The sequence below is a fragment of the Ornithinibacillus californiensis genome (assembly GCF_001038485.1).
GTDB classification, from domain to species: domain Bacteria; phylum Bacillota; class Bacilli; order Bacillales; family Amphibacillaceae; genus Ornithinibacillus; species Ornithinibacillus californiensis.
The window spans coordinates 1-19,757 of the sequence record NZ_LDUE01000052.1; the positions used below are offsets into that span (position 1 = coordinate 1).

Below are 19,757 nucleotides of genomic sequence, written 5' to 3' on the forward strand. Positions count from 1 at the left end.
ATAAATAATTCTAAAAGATTAAAGGACGCCTTTGGCGTTTCGAAAGGCAATTCGCTAGAATTGGCACGCGCACTGGCATCCTGTATCTATGATATCGAAAATAATCTAATTGTGAAAGCATTAATTACAAAATGTACGGATAGTGAGCGTCACTTAGCTAAAGAATTACTGGAATCCTTCAAGGAGAACCTTACGGATAATGATCTATTTCTGTTTGATAGAGGATATCCATCCATCGATTTCTTCGACTATCTTGTAGACATTAATGTAAAGTTTATTATCAGAACTCCCATCAATAATTATAAAGCTTTCATTGATCCATCTATTCCAGATCAACTAGTTGAAATTAAGAAGCAGGGTAAGATAGTACGATTACGTGCTATTCGAATTAAACTATCTTCTGGACAAGAAGAATTACTCCTAACGAATATTGTAGATAAGAGGTTCAAACTAGAAGATTTCAAAGTACTCTATTTCAAAAGATGGGGAATTGAAAGCAAGTTTGATGAATTAAAAAACAAACTGAAGCTTCAGAAGTTTACAGGTGATACTCCACTATCAGTGGAGCAGGATTATTATGCCACTATGTTTCTATCGAATATGGCGTCATTTATGGCACATGAAGTTGATGAAATTATTTTGAAGGAACAAGAAGGAAAGAATCTAGAGTATCTATACAAATCAAATACCAACATAATAATTGGTAAATTAAAATCAAACCTTATTCATTTGATATTAGAAGATAATCCGAGAAAACGAAATAAAATTTACAAACAGTTGCTCGAAGAAGCAAAAAGGAGTAGAATCCCAATACGACCAGGACGAAGTTACAAACGACGTACTAGAAACTTGAGCGCTAATAGAAATGGATTAGTACAGAAGGCTGCGTTATAACCCGCTCTAAATAGAATAGGATGCCTACCAGGGGATGAAAAAATAGATATTTCCATCTCCCGGGCATCCTATTGCCTTTTTTATGTTGTATCAAAATTCACTTAAACTTTAATAGGATAAATGAGATTTGAAGAACTAATTAGTTTAACTGTGGTAAAAAATGTAAACTTAACTTAATGACATTGGGGATAGTCCCTCTGTGAATAATTTCACAGAGGGACTGTCCCCCAATTACCATGTTTTCTTATGTCTATTTTTTCTTCTATTGCTAAGAATGGATAGTGAATTACTTTTCAATTGCAATAGAGGGGGAAATAGTTGTGCCTTTTACTCGTGGTGATGCACATAAATTATATATAGAGTTAAAAAAAGAACATCAGATTGAGACTAATAAGAAGTTGGAGGAAGTATCGGAAATCAAAGCTTTCTATGAAACACTTGATTCCAGTACGTTGAGGTTAATATATTACCGAATGATTAAGGAACAGAGCGGTTCTGGGATGATTCCTATATTTGTTACCTCCATTCCGTGGCTTTTATTTTTATTTTCGGATATCGTTCAGGACTATCTATTTCAACATGGTAGCATTTATTTGGTGATTTTCATTACGGTATATTTATCTCTATTAACGTTAAGTGCTATTTCTCATTTTAGAGAGAGGGCCTGGGCGGCTTTACATATTGAAATCATTACGGATGTTTTAAATGATAAGAAATAAATTCGGGTTACTATCGTTTGTCCCATCTCATGAATAATTTGTCCATCCTCATAATAGGATTCTTTTAGAGGGTGAAAAGTATATGGGACTGTTTAAGGAATTTCGTCAGTTTACGATGAAGGGGAATGCGGTTGATATTGGGGTTGGAGTGGTATTAGGTGCTGCTTTTAGTACGGTTATTGATTCGTTAGTCCGAGATATTCTACTGCCGCCTATCGGGATGTTATATTCGAAGATGAATTTTGAGAATTTGTATATTAGTTTAAATGGACAAACCTATCCTTCACTGTTGGAGGCGAAAGAAGCTGGTGTTCCAACGATTAATTATGGGCTTTTCATTTCTGCTTGTGTACAGTTTCTGATTATTTTATTTGTTGTATTTTTAATTGTTCGTCAAGCTAACCGGTGGAAAAAGCCCAATCAACATCCTAAAGTAGCTATGTCGAAAAAGGAATGCCCTTATTGTTGTTTAGCTATTCCGGTGAAGGCGATTATATGTCCGCACTGTTCCTCCTCTCTTGGAGCGGAGGAACGTATTGGGCCGAGGTGGAGGATTAAATAGACTGTTTAGTCAGGGATATTCATTCCGCTTTCGAGCTGGAATGAATATCCTTTTCTAAACTTCTTATTTATTTTTCCTCTCCTCTCTCGCTGCTCGTTTCCGGGCTTTCTTACTTTGTGTAAATTCTGCTGCGAATTCTGTGTCATTTGCATTGTTGGTTACTTCTGACTGAGATTGGTTTTTGTTCTTTTTGCGCTTGGCCATTTTCTAGCCTCCTTTCATTCGCATGTTCGGTGCTACATTATATACCTTTCCACATATTTACATTTTTATTATAATTTTCTATATGGAATGTGAACTTCTGATACCGAAAGAGCATGCGCCGCCACTGTAACCGCAAAATAGTGTATAATAAAAGATGATTCAACCCGTCAAATTATTGGTGGGTTTATTTTGTTTGAGGACGGTTCCTTGTTCGATGTTAAGCGTAGCGAGAAAATCGTATGATACTACTGGGAGTGACATCAATGATAAACATCTTTAAAATCATCATCCATATAGCTTTCTTATACGTTATATATTTAATTGGAAACTGTATACAAGCAACGCTTCAATTGGTTGTACCAGGAAGCGTCATTGGAATGATTATCTTATTTATATTGCTCTGGACGAATATCATAAAAGTAAAATGGGTAGAGACTGGAGCTAAGTTTATGGTTCAAAATCTAGCCCTGTTTTTTATTCCAGCTACAGTTGGTATTATGAATTACTTTGACCTTTTTGCTGGTAAAGGTATTTTACTAGTTTTGATTGTTTTACTGAGTACTTTCCTAGTAATGGGCAGCGCGGGATTGACTAGTCAACGGATCATGCTTAGAAGGGAAAGGGAACATGAGTAATTTCATCACGGGATTGATTGTAGTTGTCGCCACATACATGATTTATTTAATAGCAAAACGGATTCACCAAAAGATAGGAGTTTCCTTTACCGCACCAGTAATTATATCTACTATTATTATCATTCCTATCTTAATGGTCTTTGGGATTCCTTATGAGACTTATATGATTGGTGGAGATTGGATTAATGAGTTGCTAGGTCCTGCAGTGGTTGCGCTAGCCTACCCACTCTATCAACAAAAGGATATACTGAAAAGGTTTATTACTCCTATTTTGGCAGGTACGATTATTGGAGCCATCGTAGGGATTTCCACGGGTATATTGCTAGCTAAATTTGCTGGGTTTGAGGAAGAAATTATCTATTCCCTCACGCCGAAGTCTGTGACAACGCCGGTTTCTATGGCTATTGCGGACATGATAGGTGGAGTGACTACCTTGGCAGCGGTATTTGTTATGATTGCTGGGATTGGTGGGGTTCTTTTCAGCTCTATCATATTTAAGTTATTTCGAATCCATCATTACGCAGGGAAAAGCGTTGGAATTGGTAGCGCCTCCCACGCGATCGGAACATCGAAAGCATTAGAAAGCGGTTTGCTAGAGGGATCGATTAGTACAATCGCCATGGTTGTTAGTGCTGTGGTAGTATCAGTGATTACTCCAGGATTAGTTGGGTTCTTATTGTGAATGGAGTACAATAATTTTTGTGTGCCTATAAGACTACAAATTATAAAAAACTGTCAGAACAATTGCTTATACGCGAGTCTGACAGTTTTTTTGTAAGCAATATCATTTATGAATGAAAATTTCCCCCAATTATTTTAAATTATGGTGAAAATTATTTACAAGATTGGACCAACATGTTATATTGATTATGAAAGCGCTTTACATAGTCAGTTATGGAGCCAAGGAGGGCAACGAAATATGGTACTAGATAAATTTAAAGGAATCTTTCCTGCCTTTTATGCTTGTTATACGGATTCCAGTGAGATTTCCGAAGAGAGAACAAAGGCTTTCGCTGATTATTTGCAGCGTAAGAATGTTAAAGGATTATATGTTGGTGGAAGTTCTGGGGAATGCATTTATCAAAGCCTAGAAGAAAGAAAAGAGACGCTGAAATACGTTGCAGAACAAGTGAAAGGCGAATTAATCTTAATTGCCCATGTCGGTGCTCCATCAACACGAGATAGTGTGGAGTTAGCTGAATATGCGGCATCATTAGGGTATGATGCATTGTCTGCAATCCCACCAATCTACTACTCGTTACCGGAAAGTTCTATTTATAACTATTGGTCTGACATTATGGATTCTACGGATCTTCCATTTATCATCTACAATATACCGCAGACCACTGGATATAATCTTTCTATGAATCTATTTAAGCAATTAATAAAGAATGAAAAAGTAATAGGTATTAAGAATTCTTCTATGCCTGCTCTTGATATTGAGCGATTTAAAACAATAGGTGGAGAAGATTTTGTTGTATTCAATGGACCTGATGAACAGTATGTTTCAGGTAGATTAATAGGCGCAGATAGTGGTATTGGTGGGACGTATGGGGTCATGCCAGAGCTATTTTTAAAGGCTGAGGAATTTGTATCAAGCGGAGATTTTGCTAATGCAAGGGCAATCCAACGAGATATTAATGAAATTATAATCGCTTTGACCTCGCTAAAAGGTAATATGTATAGCGTTATTAAAGAAGTTCTAAAGTTAAATGGAATCGAGCTTGGAAGTGTAAGAGCACCTTTAGAGGCTGTTAATGATAATGAGTTAACTCAGATTGATCAGATTAACGCTATGATTGAGCAAGCTATCTCCAAATATTATAGAAAGTCTTAATGTAATGCTATGACTCTACTGATTGTTGAATGGATGTGACAAAGGCAAACTATGAAAAAGAGAATTGTATGTTTCGGAGATTCAAATACATGGGGATTTAATGCGGAAGATATGACTAGATTTTCTGAAGAGATTAGATGGCCATGTCGTTTGCAAATCAATCTAGGGGGTGATTATCAGGTAATTGAAGAAGGTTTATCTGGTAGGACCAGTGTTATGGATGACCCTTTGTTCGAAGGGTTGAATGGTCTTATTTATCTTCATCCATGCTTAATGAGTCATGCACCTTTGGATTTTGTTATTATTATGCTTGGTACGAATGATACAAAGGAGAGGTTTGGATTAACGGCATTTAATATAGCACAGGGAATTACTAGGCTTGCGCTGAAAGCAAGTACTACACCGGCAGGGAGAAATGGAGGATATCCTAGAGTCTTAGTATTAGCTCCACCACCAATTGGAAAAGGATATTACGATACTGAAGTTAGATATCCGATGGGAGATAATTGTGACATAAAGTCAGAAGCATTACCAACTTACTTAAAAGAGATGTTACAAAATGAGAATATAGAATACTTAAATCTAGGCAAACAAGTATCCATGAATACCATTGACTATATGCATTTAGATGAAGATGGACACAAGCTCACTGCTGAGCTTGTTCATATAAAAATAAAAGAGATGCTAGGGGAGGATTATTATGTTTAAAAAGTCGTTATTGACTATGCTAGGATTTATCTTAATTATTTCGTTATTAGCAGCTTGTAGTGAGGACAACGCTACAGAGGGCTCTGATGAAAGTGAAAATGGAAAAGATACAGTTGAACTATCACTTTGGTTAACGCCACAGTGGAAAGGTGTTTTAGATGGTTCCGAAGAAGGAGCAGATTATGATAGTTTCTTCAAACATGCTGCTGAGCGTTTTTCAGAAGAATATGATGAGTACAATGTAAAAATTAATGTTGAAGTAATTGCTGGAGACCAAAGAGATGAAATGCTTAATGTTAACTTAAATGGTGGAACGCCTCCGGATATGTTTTTTGAAAGCGTATTCGCAATGGGAGATTATGCTCACAGAGGTGCTTTAGTACCACTAAATGATATTGTAGACGATGAAGCTAAAGGTGATATTGCAGAGAATTACTGGGATACTGTAACGTTTGGAGATGATATCTATTTCTATCCGTTCTCTCATATGCCAGGTACATTAGTTTATAATGCCGATATGTTAAAGGCTTCTGGTCTTGAATCCTATGTTGGTGGAGAAGATGAAATTAAAACTTGGACATTAGATGAATATGAAGAAATCCTTCAAGGACTTAAAGAAGGCATTCCAACAGATCAATATTCAAATGCATTCCCGATGGGGCTTTTTGCTTTAAATAATCAAGCAGATACTTGGAATTTAGCATATTTGAGAATGTTTGGAAATGAGTTCTTTGATGAAAATGGTAACCTTATTGTTGATGACGAAAATGGTGCTAAAGCGGCAGCTTGGTTGAAGAAAATATACGATGAGGGACTTACAAATCCTGGTGCAGAATCTGTATCATCTAATGATGTAAATGCGATGTTCCAAAATCAACAACTTGGTATTAGTTTTACGAACTCTGTTCTATATAATAATTTAAAAACAGACATGGAAAACGGTACTATCAATGAATTTGATGCAAGACTAGCAAATATTCCATCAGAGAGTGGAGATCCATTATCATTCACTTATGTAACAGGTACAGCTGTATTTGATACTGGAGATGAAACAAGGATCAAAGTAAGTAAAGATTTTGTAAAATTCTTCTCATCTGATCCTGATTTGGTTAAATCATCTAAAAATGGTGTTCCTGTACGCACAAGTGTAGCAGACCTATATAAAGATGAAAATCCATTATTCGCAGCATATGACCAAAATGCTCAGTATATGTTTAGCTTTACAGGTAATGTACCTGGATATAGTGAATTAAGACAAGTGCTATATCCTGAGCTTCAGGCATTATACATTGGAGATAAAACACCGGAGGAAGTAGTAGCCGATTATCAGAAAAAAGGTAATGAAGTGATTGAAAAGTCTAAAGCTGACTCCGTAATCTTTAATCAATAGTTTAAATTACTTTCAATAAACAAGCCCCAATTATTGGGGCTTGCCTATTGGAAAGGAAAGGGTGCTTATGAAAAAAAATCACCATGCTTTAAAGCGAAATCTAACTGGCTACCTTTTTATTACACCGCAACTTTTCTTTTTCTGCCTATTTCTTGTCTATCCAATTTTTGAAGGTATACGATTAAGTTTATATAAAATTAATTATCAAGGTATGTCATTTATCGGATTAGAAAATTACAAAGCTTTATTTAGTAATCCAGTTTTTATGAAGGCTACGGTTAATACGATTATTTTTGTTATTGCTATTGTTGCATTAACGGTTGTTTTTGCTTTGTTTGTTGCATCTGCAATATTCGACAAAAATGCTAAATATGTCTCCTTTATACGAGGAAGTTACTATATCCCTGTTATGGTCTCGATGGTTGTTATGAGTATGATTTGGAGCTTTCTATTGAATCCTGCCAATGGGCTAATACCATTTTTGGCAAGGGAGCTAGAATTGCCCGTTGTTAATTTCCTAGGTGATAAAAATTTAGTATTACCCGTCGTTATTTTTGTAACGTTTGCAACGAATGTTGGTCAGGCTATTATTTTATATATTGCTGCTATGATTGGTGTACCAAAAGAATTATTTGAAGCTGCAGAAATAGATGGAGCAAATCGTCGTCAAGTTATTCTTAAAATACTAGTTCCTTCAGTAAAGCCCATTACATTATATATTATCATCATCAATATTATTGCGGTATTAAAGATATTTGTTGTAATTCAGCTACTAACAGGTGGAGGGCCAAATAATGCTTCTACTACATTAATGTATTTCCTTTACAACAATGCATTTAAATATAATCAACTTGGCATAGCTTCTGCTGTAGGTGTAATCATGTTTATCATTGCACTGTTATTATCAATCCCGCAGCTACGGGCTATGTTTAAGAAATAGAGGTGAAATAGATGTTTAGAAGAAAAAATAAACGGAAAAGAGACAAATATGACGTAATAGCTAATGTCATTGTCATTTTCTTTGCTCTCTTAAGCTTATTTCCTCTGTATTGGCTCATTACTAGTTCCTTTAAAAATAGTGCAGATGTAGTTAAAATGCCACCGGATTGGTTTCCTACTACTTTTAATATTAATAACTATATTGATGTGTTTAGTAATCAGCCCGCTCTTAAATGGGCAATGAATAGTGTCGTTGTATCGTTAGTAGCGACAATTGCCTTAATAATTGTAAGTTCCTTAGCTGCATATGCTTTCTCGAAATTACAATTTAGAGGGAAAAATATCATCTTTATTATTTTTATTTCCAGTCTTATGGTACCGAAAGAAGTATTAATCGTTCCGCTATACCGTATTGTTGATAATTTAGGAATGGTCAATACTTTACATGGAATGATTTGGCCAAACGTAGCGACTGCTTTTGGAGTATTTTTACTAAAAGGATTTTTTGATAGTATTCCAGATTCATTGAGAGAATCCGCTAGAATGGATGGAGCAAGTGAATTCAAAACATTTATTAAAATTATGCTGCCATTGGTGAAGCCAGGTATTGGTGCATTATTTATTCTTTATTTTGTTCAAGTGTGGAATGACTATGTGTGGCAATTAGTTATCGGTCAGGATGAAGGTGTTAAGACATTGATGGTTGGTACAGCAACTCTTATGCAAGATTTGAACCCTAACTTTGCCTATAAAATGGCTGGTGCAACCGTTGCAGCGATTCCGTTGTTAGTAATTTTTATTTTCTTCCAACGTTACTTCACTCGCGGCTTAACCATGGGTGCTGAAAAGGGATAAAAAATAAGTGGGGATGTTTTATATGACAAGAAATGCAGATGTACTTGAAACAATAAAAGGTGAACTTGTCGTTTCATGCCAGGCACTTCCAAATGAGCCCCTACATAGTCCATTTATTATGGGAAGGATGGCTTATGCTGCTATGCTTGGGGGCGCAAAGGGTATTCGAGCTAATAGTATTAAAGATATACAGGAAATTAAAAGAATGGTAGATTTACCTATCATTGGGATTATAAAGAATGTATACGAAAATTCTGAAGTGGTAATTACGCCAACTTTAAAGGAAATAGATTTGCTAGCGAAAGAACGTGTAGAGATCATTGCAATGGATGCTACAAAACGTGTAAGACCAGATGGGATGATTATAAATGAATTATTCCCTCTAATAAGAAGTAAATATCCTGATCAATTGTTTATGGCAGATTGCTCGACCTATGAGGAAGCTCTGAATGCCCAGAAGCTAGGCTTTGATTGTGTTGGATCAACATTAAGTGGTTATACTGAATACACAGAAGGAGTTTCCTTACCTGATTTGGAATTGATAAGTAGATTAACCAAAGATTTTACTGTTCCAATCATTGCTGAGGGCGGTATTTGGAGTCCAACAGATTTAAAGAAAGTATTTGATCTAGGCGTTCATACTGCGGTTGTCGGAACTGCAATCACAAGACCAATGGAGATTACGAAACGATTTGTTAATGTTCTAAAATAACTTTCTAGACTTAAATGTTGGTAGGTGAATGAAGTGAAGATTTTAGCTGCAGATATTGGAGGTACTTCCATAAAGCTTTGTTTAGCTGATGAAAGTGGAAATATTGAAATCTTTGAAGAATTTGACTCGGAAGCTAAAAAGGGTGGAAGATATTTAATCGAAAAGCTAATTCATTCGATGGAAAAGTTTACGAACTTTGAAGCAATTGGTATTAGTACAGCAGGGCAGGTAGATTCTGATACTGGCACCATTTTATATGCGAATAACAATATACCAAATTACACAGGTATGAATATAAAAGGCATTCTAGAAGAAAAGTTTCGTGTTCCCGTCAAGGTTGAAAATGACGTAAATGCGGCTGCACTAGGTGAAAAGTATTTCGGTGTTGGTAAGGACTTTCAAGATTTTCTATGTCTTACCTATGGAACAGGAATAGGTGGAGCGATTATCATAGATTCTAAAATTTATAAAGGAATGAATGGGATTGCTGCCGAATTTGGACATATAATAACTCATCCATCTGGACTTACATGTAATTGTGGAAACTTCGGATGCTACGAAATGTATGCTTCCACAACTGCGTTAATCAGAAATGCCAAAGAGTTAAATGAGGATTTTCATAATGGTAGAGTAATTTTTGATAAGTATCCTGATTTCCCTGAGCTTAAGCCTATTGTGAATAAATGGGTTAATGAGGTTGCTGTAGGACTTACTTCATTAATTCATATTTTCAACCCATCAGCAATTATATTGGGTGGTGGTGTAATGGAACAGGAAATGCTCGTTAAAATGGTCTCTAAAAAGGTTCAAGATCTTATAATGAAAAGCTATTCTGATGTGCAAATACTGAAAGCATCACTAGGTAATAGGGCAGGTTTATTAGGAGCAGTATCTTTGAATAGTGTTGAGAACCGTTCATAATTATCACTTTCATATCATAATGGTTTCTATGACAAAAAAACAAAATTAAAGGAAAGTTTGGGAGAAGCATGGCTAAAGTAGACGTTTTTTCAATGATTCATTCTAAGTATAAGGAATTTACCAATACAGAGAAAAAAGTTGCCGATTATATTCAAGACAATAAAGAGAAAGTAGTATATATGTCAATTACTGATTTAGCAGATGCTTGTAATGTGGGTGAATCTAGTATATTCCGTTTTTGCAAATCTATGGATCTTAAAGGATATCAGGAGTTTAAAATTGCCCTTGCTCACAGTATTGCACTAGAGGATGAAACTCCACAACTCACTAGTGAGATTACGATGCAAGACACTATTGAAGAACTTTCGACAAAAATATTAACTGCTACTGTTAGTGCACTATCCGAAACGAATAATTTAATGAATGTTGGTGAAATTTCAAAAGCTATAGATTTAATGGTTGATGCAAATCGAATTCACTTTTTTGGTGTAGGGGCTTCATTAATGACTGCAATGGAAGCTAAAAATAAGTTTATGAGAATTACGAATAAGACGGAATGCTCGTTTGATAGTCATCTACAAATCATGTCCGCTGCTTTAATGACAAAAGATGATGTAGCCGTATTAATCTCCTACTCCGGATCAACAAAAGATATGATTGAATTGGCAAAAGTAGTAAGAGAGAGAAAGGCAAAAGTAATCGTATTAACAAGGTTTGCTAAATCTCCTTTAGCAGGATTCTCTGATATAACACTCCTGTGTGGAGCAAATGAGGGACCTCTACAGGGAGGAAGTCTATCTGCAAAAATATCCCAACTTTACTTACTAGATGTACTTTATGCTGAATATTTCAAGCGTACGAATAACACTTCAATTGTTAATAAAGAATCTACAGCTAATTCTGTAATAGAAAAGATGCTTTAGTCAGTTTTGTTTGCCCGTCATTTCCCAGGAGTCTATGGAGTTCAGTGAAAGTGAACTCACTGTTTAATTAATGCAACGCTAGTCATTTAATAATATAATATGATAATTAGCTGTAATAATTGCAAATGATAAATAGACGAATAAAGAAGGGATTTGATTAGAAATGGCAAGCATATTTATCTCCGGTGAAATTCCTGCTGTTGGTTATGATTTGCTATCAGGACATGAATTGACAGTATATAAAGGAGAAACATTGATTACCGAGGAAGAGCTTTTGGAGGGTACTCGTGAGGCGGATGCTCTACTTTGTCCTCTTTCAACGAAAGTTACGAGAAAAGTTATTGAGTCAGCTTCTAATTTAAAGGTAATTGCTAACTTTGGAGCAGGTTATGATAATATCGATATTGCTGCTGCAAAGGAAAAAGGTATTCCGGTTACGAATACGCCTGATGTCTCTACGGAGGCAACTGCAGAGCTTGCGTTAGGACTAATGCTAGGACTCATGAGACGTATTCCAGAGGGAGACCAACTGAGTCGTACAACTGGTTTTAATGGCTGGGCACCTCTATTCTTCTTAGGTAGAGAGCTTACGAATAAAAATCTAGGTATTGTTGGCTTTGGGAAAATCGGACAAGCAGTAGCTAAACGCGCGATAGCTTTCGGAATGAATATTTATTATACTGGCAGAGGGAAAAAAGAGGCTGTTCTTGAAGAACGACTAGATGCAACCTTTATGGAGTTTGATGAACTGATCAAGACCTGTGATGTAATCAGTGTCCATACTGCTTATAATGAGGATACACATCATATGTTTACGAAAGATGTCTTTACTCGTATGAAAAAAGATGCATTCTTCCTCAACCTAGCAAGGGGGCCTGTAGTTAAGGAGGCTGATCTTGTGAAAGCACTGGAAGAGGAAGACATTGCTGGTGCTGCACTTGATGTGTATGAGTTTGAACCGCAGATTACAGAAGGCTTGAAGAAGCTTACTAATGTTGTGCTCACTCCACATATTGGGAATGCAACGGTGGAAACAAGGGATGAGATGGCAAAGCTTGCAGCTAAGAATATTTTAAGTGTGTTAGAGAAAAAAGCTCCATTAACACCAGTTTGAAGGTTGACGGAGGGGCAGGAAGTCTGTCCTTGTAAACATTGATAAAAGTGAGTATAGTATAAGGTTTTTATTGGTCTTTTCGTTTCATTTATCATGACACGGAAGGACCTTTTCTCTTGGTTTAATCAACAAAGATAAATTGGATAGTTGTTCTAAAATAGACAGAGAACAGTTCTATTTGTAGGTATAATGGCTAAACTTTTTATCGTTGTCCTAATCAATCTTGGTTCAGTTTGAATTTCCTCGTGTTGTGGAGTTGTATTTACATCACAAAAGCAATTCTATTATGCCCAATTAATAGCCCGACAGGCACTTATTTAAATGAGGGTAAGTTGAAAAGAATTGCAGAGGTTGTGGAACAACATGATTTACTTCGAGGGGACTGTCCCTTGGAAATGTAAAGGGAAAGTAGGGTGGATATCAATATCTATTACTTTATGATAATTTGAAACTTCTTAAAAGGAAAAACCGACGTAGACTGGAATACATTTCTGTCTTCGTCGTTTTTTTTTATTTATTTTATAAATACCTGAATATTAAAACATTAATTATATGTAAATTAACATGGTAGCGCAATCATTGCCACGACCTGTTGGATAAAGCGTTTTCGCTAATAAGTAAATAACCAAATTTTTATAAAATTTGTTATTGAATTAAAATATCAAAAGTGTAATAATGAATACTATTAAAATATTTTCGCTAATTAAACATTTGTTTGATTTTTATGAGGGAAGAGGTGAAAAAGTGGATAAACCTATTCTAGAAGTAAAAGAACTTAAGACACACTTTCTTACAGATAACGGTTCGGTTCCAGCTGTAGATGGGATTGACTTCCATTTAAATGATGGAGAAGTATTAGGAATCGTGGGAGAGTCAGGTAGTGGAAAGAGTGTTACATCCCTTTCTATAATGCAATTAGTTGGGCAGCCTGGGAAAATCGTTGATGGAGAAATTCTCTTTGATGGCGAAGATTTAGTAAAAGCTTCAGAGAAAAGAATGCGCCAAGTTCGTGGGGGTAAAATTGGGATGATTTTCCAAGAACCAATGACCTCACTTAACCCGGTTTATAAGATAGGGAATCAACTTGTTGAAGCACTGCGCATACATAAAAAGATGTCGAAAGATGCAGCCCGCAAGAGAGCGATTGAAATTATGAAATTAGTCGGTCTACCTCGTGCAGAAGATTTAATGAATGATTATCCACATCAGCTTTCTGGTGGCATGCGACAACGGGTTATGATTGCGATGGCAATGATTTGTGAGCCAAAAATTCTGATTGCAGATGAGCCAACAACCGCCCTTGATGTAACCATTCAAGCGCAAATTTTAGACTTAATGAAGAAGCTTAATCATGAGTTAAATACATCGATTATTATGATTACGCACGACCTAGGTGTCGTTTCGGAAGTATGTGACCGAATCGCGGTTATGTATGCTGGTCGAATTGTGGAAGAAGGAGAAACCAAATCCTTATTACGGAATCCGCAACATCCGTATACAAAAGGATTAGTAGAATCGATTCCAGATGTTCGGTATAAAAAAGAACGACTGTATTCGATACCTGGAAATGTTCCAACGCCAGGTTCGGTTAAAAAGGGATGTCCTTTTGCAGCCAGATGTGCTTTTGCTTTCGATAAATGTTCAGAAGATTCACCCATCTTAATTGATTTAGGTGACAATCACAGAGTAAGATGCTTGCTTCACGAGGAAGAGAATGGTGCTGAACTCCTTCAGACATCCATGAAGTAACAGTTAAATAGAAGGGGGGGAGAACGATGCCGGAAACATTATTAGAGGTCGAAGGTTTGAAAAAACATTTCCCAATCCGTAGTGGCCTGCTTCAAAAACAGACTGGCTCTGTGAAGGCAGTGGATGACGTATCCTTTACGTTAAATAAAGGTGAAACGCTAGGGCTGGTTGGGGAAAGTGGCTGTGGTAAATCAACAACTGGACGTATGCTGATGCGCCTCTTGGAACCAACAGAAGGTAAAATTATTTTTGATGGGAAGGATTTAACAAAAATCTCTAAATCAGAAATGAGGAAGGCCAGAAAAGATATTCAGATGGTCTTTCAAGATCCATTTGCATCCCTAAATCCAAGACACACCGTCGAAAGAATAATAGAAGAACCTCTCATTGTTCATGGACTCGGGAATAAACAAGAAAGAAAAAAACGAGTGAAGGAATTGCTCGATATTGTAGGGTTAAGTTCCTATCATGCTGGACGTTATCCTCACCAATTTAGTGGTGGACAAAGACAGCGTATTGGCATAGCTCGTGCCCTTGCGGTAAATCCTAAGCTAATTATTGCGGATGAGCCTGTTTCAGCACTGGATGTATCCATTCAGTCTCAAGTTCTGAATTTACTGGATGATTTGCAAAAGGAATTTGATTTAACCTATTTATTTGTTGCTCATGACTTAGGTGTTGTACGACATATAAGTGATCGAGTAGCTGTTATGTATTTAGGGAAAATTGTTGAAATATCGGATGGCGATCAATTATATGAACAGCCCAAACATCCATATACACAAGCACTATTATCGGCTGTTCCAGTTGCTGATCCCGATTATAAAAAGGAAAGGATTATTCTTGGGGGAGATGTACCAAGTGCATCGAATCCACCGAAGGGTTGTCCATTCCACACGAGGTGTCCGATGGCAATGTCCATCTGTAAAGAGGTAGTTCCTAATCTCCAGGAAGTAGAGCAAGGTCATTTAACAGCTTGCCACCTTTATGGGGAAAGTAAATAAAAAATTACAAATTTAATGGGGGTAAAATACATGAAGAAAAAAAGCTTATTTTTATTCCTAATGTTGCTAGTCTTAACCGTTGTGTTAGCAGCATGTGGAAGTGATGATGCAAGTGAAGGATCTAATTCTGGTAATGAGGATTCCGATGTACAAACTACATTAATCTATGGTCGTGGAGCTGATTCCACTTCACTTGATTCAAGTCTAGTAACCGATGGAGAATCTCTTAAAGTATCTGAGAACATTTTTGATACACTATTAAACTATGAAGAAACAACTACGAATGTTACTCCAGGATTAGCAGAAGACTGGGAAGTTTCTGATGATGCGTTGACTTACACGTTCAAGCTTAGAGAAGGTGTTAAGTTCCATGATGGAACAGAGTTTAATGCTGAAGCTGTGGTTTATAACTTTGAACGCTGGATGAGTGGCGACGATGCATATATCTATTATTCTGCTATGTTTGGTGGTTTCCAAGGTGATGAAGGCCATGTGATTGAGTCAGTAACTGCAACTGGTGATTACGAAGTACAATTTAAACTAAACCGCCCACAAGCTCCATTCTTGAATAATCTTGCAATGGGTCCATTTGGTATTGCAAGTCCAACTGCACTAGAAGAACAAGGGGAAGCTTTTGGTGAAAACCCTATAGGAACTGGTCCATTTGTCTTTAAAGAGTGGAAACGTAATGACACGATTACATTAGAAAAAAATAGTGATTACTGGGATGGCGAACCAAAGTTAGAACAAGTAATTTTCCGAGTTATTCCGGATAACTCCGCACGCTTAACGGCACTTCAAACTGGGGAAATCGATTTAATGGATGGGGTTAACCCAAGTGATGTCGCTCAGGTTGAAGGGGATGACAACCTACAAGTTCTTTTCCGTCCAGGTATGAACATTGGCTACTTTGGTCTAAATACACAAATGGCACCATTTGATGACGTGAAAGTAAGACAAGCTGTCAACTATGCAGTGAATAAGCAAGAAATCATTGATGCATTCTATGCTGGTAATGCAGATGTAGCGGTTAACCCGTACCCTTCATTTATGCCAGGATATAACGATGAAATTGAAGGCTATGAATTTAACCCTGAAAAAGCGAAAGAACTTTTAGCAGAGGCTGGATATCCAGATGGATTTGAAATGGAACTATGGGCGATGACAAACCCAAGAGATTACATGCCTGAGCCTCAAAAAATAGCAGAAGCAATCCAAGCTGATTTAGCAGATGTTGGCATTACAGCAGAAATTATCACATATGACTGGACAACTTATCTAGATAAGCTTCAAAAAGGCGAAGCACAATCCTTCCTAGCAGGTTGGATTGGGGATAATGGTGACCCAGATAACTTCTTATATGTATTATTAGACCAAGACAGCATTGGTGGAAATAACTATTCTCAATATGGAAATCAGGAGCTTCATGATATCTTAATCCAAGCTCAAACAGAAACAGATCAAGAAGTTAGAAATGAGCTTTATAAACAAGCACAAGAAATTATCTTTAACGATGCACCTTGGGTACCGATTGCTCACGCAGAAGCAGCACTAGCGGCAACAAGCAAGCTAAAAGGTTTCGTACCACACCCAACAGGACTTGATAAATTCTCGGATGCTTACTTTGAGTAAAAATTAGTTTAGAGATAGGGGGGGCTAGTCACTCCCCTTTTTTCTTATCAATAAATTCTTATTCGTTAGCACATCAACGTGCAATAGATTCCATCTATAGGAAAAAGGGGTGAACAGAAATGTTAGCTTATACGGTTCGCCGTTTGCTCATGCTAATACCGGTACTTGTCGGTATGTCTTTAATTGTTTTCTTCATGATTCGTGCAATCCCTGGCGACCCTGCAACAGCTATTTTGGGTGAGAAAGCATCTCCAGAGGCAAGAGAAGCTTTGACTGAACAGCTTGGATTGAATGAGCCCTGGTATACCCAGTATGTTGAGTATGTCGGTGGTTTATTACAAGGTGACCTAGGCGAATCCCTACGTACGAATGCTCCAATTACAGAAGAGCTTCTTCCATTCTTAGCAGCAACCTTTGAACTTGCCCTTGTTGCCATGATCATCGCTGTTGTAATTGGTGTTAATGCAGGCATTATTAGTGCTTGGTTCCAAAATTCCTGGTTTGACTATACGGCTATGGTTTTGGCGCTAGTTGGAGTTTCAATGCCAATATTCTGGCTTGGATTGATGGAGCAGTGGATTTTTGCACAAGAGCTTGGCTGGCTTCCGTCCATTGGAAGAGAAAACGTACGTGATCCAATTGATCCGATTACCAATATTTATCTATTAGATACGCTAATTCAAGGTGATTTTGAGCAGCTAGGCACGGCTTTTAAACACTTAATTTTACCAAGTATTGCACTAGCTACGATACCTATGGCTGTTATCGCTAGAATGACAAGGTCCAGCATGCTTGAAGTCATGCGTTCCGATTATATTCGCACGGCAAGAGCTAAAGGCCAAAAAATGTTCTTGGTTGTTTACAAGCATTCATTGAAAAATGCATTTATTCCAGTATTAACGACCATTGGCTTACAAATGGGACTTCTGTTAGGTGGAGCTGTTTTGACTGAGACAATCTTTAGTTGGCCGGGGATAGGTAGATATATTATCGAGGCAATTAATTTTAGAGATTATACCGTTGTTCAATCTGGCATCTTAGTAATTGCTACCATATTCGTCTTAATTAATTTAATTGTGGATCTTTTATATGCAGCAATCGATCCGCGAATTAAATATCAATAAAATGGAAGTTTGAAAAGAGGTGGGAATACGATGTCTGTAACTGCATCAAAAGAGGATGCAAATGTTACCTTGGAAGCAAAGTCTGTGGTTTCACCATGGAAGGATGCTTGGAAGGGATTAAAGAAAAATAAGTTGGCTTTAGTAGGGACTGGAATCGTTGTTCTATTTATCATGCTTGCAATATTTGCTGATTTTATTGCACCACAAAGTTACAAGGAACAGGTACTTCCGGACGCGCTGCAATCCCCCTCTGCGGATCATTGGTTTGGCACGGATGATTTAGGAAGAGATATCTTTTCAAGAGTAGTATACGGTGCGAGAATTTCCTTATGGATTGGATTTTTTGCCGTATTAGTTTCTGCAATTTTAGGTTCATTTCTAGGAATTATTGCGGGTTACTATGGAAGATGGATTGACATGCTTATTTCTAGGTTATTTGATATTATGCTTGCTTTTCCAAGTATTTTACTGGCGATTGCAATTGTTGCCATCTTAGGACCCTCTCTGCAGAATGCGCTGCTCGCCATTGCGATTATTAATGTTCCGACTTTTGGAAGGCTTGTTCGTTCCAAGGTTATTAGTATAAAGGAAGAGGAGTATGTCACTGCTGCAAAAGCGATTGGCATGAGGGACTCCCGGATATTATTTCACCATGTTTTACCTAATAGTGTTGCACCGATTATTGTACAGGGTACGTTAGGGATTGGTACTGCTATATTGGATGCCGCAGCACTAGGCTTCCTAGGCCTCGGTGCACAGGCACCCGATCCGGAATGGGGAAGAATGTTAAGTGATGCTAGAAGTTATATTACACAAGCACCATGGACATTAATTTTTCCAGGTGGAGCGATTATGTTAACGGTATTAGGCTTTAACCTAATGGGTGACGGGCTGAGAGATGTGTTGGATCCTCGGATGAAGAACTAAGTTGGACGGGGTTTGGAACTGCATCGATGAGATATCGTGTTTATACTTAGGAAGTTTTCTTTGATGTAGTAAAATAAGCTTAATGTAAAAAAAAGATGCTGGGACATAACTAGCCAAAAATAATTAAAAAATGGTTCCGATCATCGTTTTTAGATGATTGGAACCATTTTTATTAGGCTATTGTCATTGTTTTTTAGCTAACTCGCTTTAGAGGCGGTGTACTTCCTTAGATTCACCGCCATGAACGCAAATCCTAATTCATTTTCTACTTTGGATTTGCCCCTCACTGACATTCGAGTGAAGCGCAAATTAGCCTTCAAAAATCCGAAGACTGGCTCTACGTCAATTTTACGTTTCCCATAGATTTCACCAGTTTCTTGATTCGAAAGCTGCTCTCTTATGTATTCTTTTTGCTGTTCCCATTTCTCGTTGTAGAAAACTTTTCGATTGTTTCCATCCTTTGCTTTTGTACACAAGGAACGTAATGGACAACCAGAACAGTCTTCACATTCATAAACTTTGAACGTACGTGTAAAACCGTATTTGTCAGTTCGGGTGGAAGTGTATCGGAATGGTAGTTTTTTATTATTTGGACAAGTAAATGAATCCTCTTCTTCGCTATATTGCCAATTGGCTATGTTGAAAGGATCATTCTTAACTTTCTTTTTCTTCTCCGTTCGATATTGATTAAAGGTAACGAGCGGCGTGCGTTCTCGTTGATTCATGACATCCTCATAATTCTGTTCACTACCATAACCTGCATCAGCGACAATATATTTTGGCAACTTGAAAAAGCTTTTCTCAATCGTATCTAGAAAAGGAATGAACGTGCGTGTATCTGTTGGATTTGGAAATACATCATAGGCGAGGGCATACTGTCCTTCTGTCGCAAGCTGCACATTATAACC

The 19,757-nt window shown here is 37.2% G+C and carries 21 protein-coding genes; 19 read left to right on the forward strand and 2 right to left on the reverse strand.

Translation table 11 applies throughout. The features are described 5' to 3' along the window. The 3 genes from TE34_RS12545 to mscL form a co-directional block, all read left to right on the forward strand. Positions 1-894 (forward strand): transposase (locus TE34_RS12545; protein WP_047983132.1); only part of this gene is annotated, 894 nt, incomplete at its 5' end. A 320-nt stretch (positions 895-1,214) separates the two neighbouring features. Further along, entirely contained in the window at positions 1,215-1,613 is a 399-nt protein-coding gene (locus TE34_RS12550; RefSeq protein ID WP_047985168.1) for a hypothetical protein, read from the forward strand. Positions 1,614-1,695: 82 nt separating this feature from the next. Then, positions 1,696-2,175, forward strand: a complete 480-nt coding sequence (gene mscL / locus TE34_RS12555; RefSeq protein ID WP_157037626.1) for a large conductance mechanosensitive channel protein MscL — start codon at positions 1,696-1,698, stop codon at positions 2,173-2,175. A gap of 63 nt (positions 2,176-2,238) precedes the next feature. Here mscL and TE34_RS21055 read toward each other — a convergent pair whose 3' ends face one another. Further along, positions 2,239-2,379 (reverse strand): hypothetical protein, encoded by a 141-nt coding sequence (locus TE34_RS21055; RefSeq protein WP_157037627.1) that lies wholly within the window; start codon positions 2,377-2,379, stop codon positions 2,239-2,241. A 263-nt stretch (positions 2,380-2,642) separates the two neighbouring features. Here TE34_RS21055 and TE34_RS12560 point away from each other — a divergent pair, with 263 nt between their 5' ends. The 16 genes from TE34_RS12560 to nikC all read left to right on the forward strand — a co-directional run bounded on the left by TE34_RS12560 (position 2,643) and on the right by nikC (position 18,849). After that, on the forward strand, positions 2,643-3,014 hold the full coding sequence (locus tag TE34_RS12560) for a CidA/LrgA family protein (protein WP_047985169.1): 372 nt from the start codon (positions 2,643-2,645) through the stop codon (positions 3,012-3,014). Beyond that, a complete protein-coding gene (locus tag TE34_RS12565; RefSeq protein WP_047985170.1) occupies positions 3,007-3,696 on the forward strand; it encodes an LrgB family protein in 690 nt (229 codons plus the stop codon). Before TE34_RS12560 ends, TE34_RS12565 begins: the two co-directional genes overlap by 8 nt. A 237-nt stretch (positions 3,697-3,933) precedes the next feature. Further along, entirely contained in the window at positions 3,934-4,851 is a 918-nt protein-coding gene (locus TE34_RS12570) for a dihydrodipicolinate synthase family protein (RefSeq protein ID WP_047985171.1), read from the forward strand. Between the two features lie 51 nt (positions 4,852-4,902). Then, entirely contained in the window at positions 4,903-5,559 is a 657-nt protein-coding gene (locus tag TE34_RS12575) for a GDSL-type esterase/lipase family protein (protein ID WP_047985172.1), read from the forward strand. Beyond that, positions 5,552-6,949: an ABC transporter substrate-binding protein gene (locus tag TE34_RS12580; RefSeq protein WP_047985173.1), complete on the forward strand. Its 1,398-nt coding sequence runs from the start codon at positions 5,552-5,554 to the stop codon at positions 6,947-6,949. Before TE34_RS12575 ends, TE34_RS12580 begins: the two co-directional genes overlap by 8 nt. Positions 6,950-7,016: 67 nt before the next feature. Continuing rightward, positions 7,017-7,889 (forward strand): carbohydrate ABC transporter permease, encoded by an 873-nt coding sequence (locus tag TE34_RS12585; RefSeq protein ID WP_047985174.1) that lies wholly within the window; start codon positions 7,017-7,019, stop codon positions 7,887-7,889. A gap of 11 nt (positions 7,890-7,900) precedes the next feature. Continuing rightward, complete coding sequence (locus TE34_RS12590; RefSeq protein ID WP_047985175.1) at positions 7,901-8,743, forward strand: carbohydrate ABC transporter permease; 843 nt, start codon at positions 7,901-7,903, stop codon at positions 8,741-8,743. Positions 8,744-8,765: 22 nt separating this feature from the next. After that, the gene (locus TE34_RS12595) at positions 8,766-9,455 is read left to right on the forward strand and encodes an N-acetylmannosamine-6-phosphate 2-epimerase (protein WP_047985176.1); all 690 of its coding nucleotides are present in this window, start codon (positions 8,766-8,768) and stop codon (positions 9,453-9,455) included. A gap of 33 nt (positions 9,456-9,488) precedes the next feature. Further along, positions 9,489-10,376 carry an ROK family protein gene (locus TE34_RS12600; protein ID WP_047985177.1) on the forward strand — a complete coding sequence of 296 codons (888 nt, stop codon included), beginning with the start codon at positions 9,489-9,491 and terminating at the stop codon, positions 10,374-10,376. A gap of 68 nt (positions 10,377-10,444) precedes the next feature. Then, positions 10,445-11,299: a MurR/RpiR family transcriptional regulator gene (locus TE34_RS12605; protein WP_047985178.1), complete on the forward strand. Its 855-nt coding sequence runs from the start codon at positions 10,445-10,447 to the stop codon at positions 11,297-11,299. A 163-nt stretch (positions 11,300-11,462) separates the two neighbouring features. After that, positions 11,463-12,413 (forward strand): NAD(P)-dependent oxidoreductase, encoded by a 951-nt coding sequence (locus TE34_RS12610; protein ID WP_047985179.1) that lies wholly within the window; start codon positions 11,463-11,465, stop codon positions 12,411-12,413. Between the two features lie 744 nt (positions 12,414-13,157). Then, the gene (locus tag TE34_RS12615) at positions 13,158-14,162 is read left to right on the forward strand and encodes an ABC transporter ATP-binding protein (protein ID WP_047985180.1); all 1,005 of its coding nucleotides are present in this window, start codon (positions 13,158-13,160) and stop codon (positions 14,160-14,162) included. Between the two features lie 26 nt (positions 14,163-14,188). Next, entirely contained in the window at positions 14,189-15,166 is a 978-nt protein-coding gene (locus TE34_RS12620) for an ABC transporter ATP-binding protein (RefSeq protein ID WP_047985181.1), read from the forward strand. A 30-nt stretch (positions 15,167-15,196) separates the two neighbouring features. Continuing rightward, positions 15,197-16,798 (forward strand): ABC transporter substrate-binding protein, encoded by a 1,602-nt coding sequence (locus tag TE34_RS12625; protein ID WP_047985182.1) that lies wholly within the window; start codon positions 15,197-15,199, stop codon positions 16,796-16,798. Positions 16,799-16,917: 119 nt separating this feature from the next. Continuing rightward, complete coding sequence (locus tag TE34_RS12630; RefSeq protein ID WP_047985183.1) at positions 16,918-17,922, forward strand: ABC transporter permease; 1,005 nt, start codon at positions 16,918-16,920, stop codon at positions 17,920-17,922. 30 nt (positions 17,923-17,952) lie between these two features. Further along, positions 17,953-18,849, forward strand: coding sequence for a nickel transporter permease (gene nikC / locus TE34_RS12635; protein WP_047985184.1), 897 nt, complete (start codon positions 17,953-17,955; stop codon positions 18,847-18,849). Positions 18,850-19,046: 197 nt separating this feature from the next. On the opposite strand, the gene TE34_RS12640 is transcribed toward nikC, so the two are convergent. After that, the coding region (locus TE34_RS12640; protein WP_047983218.1) for a transposase at positions 19,047-19,757 on the reverse strand (711 nt) is incomplete at its 5' end.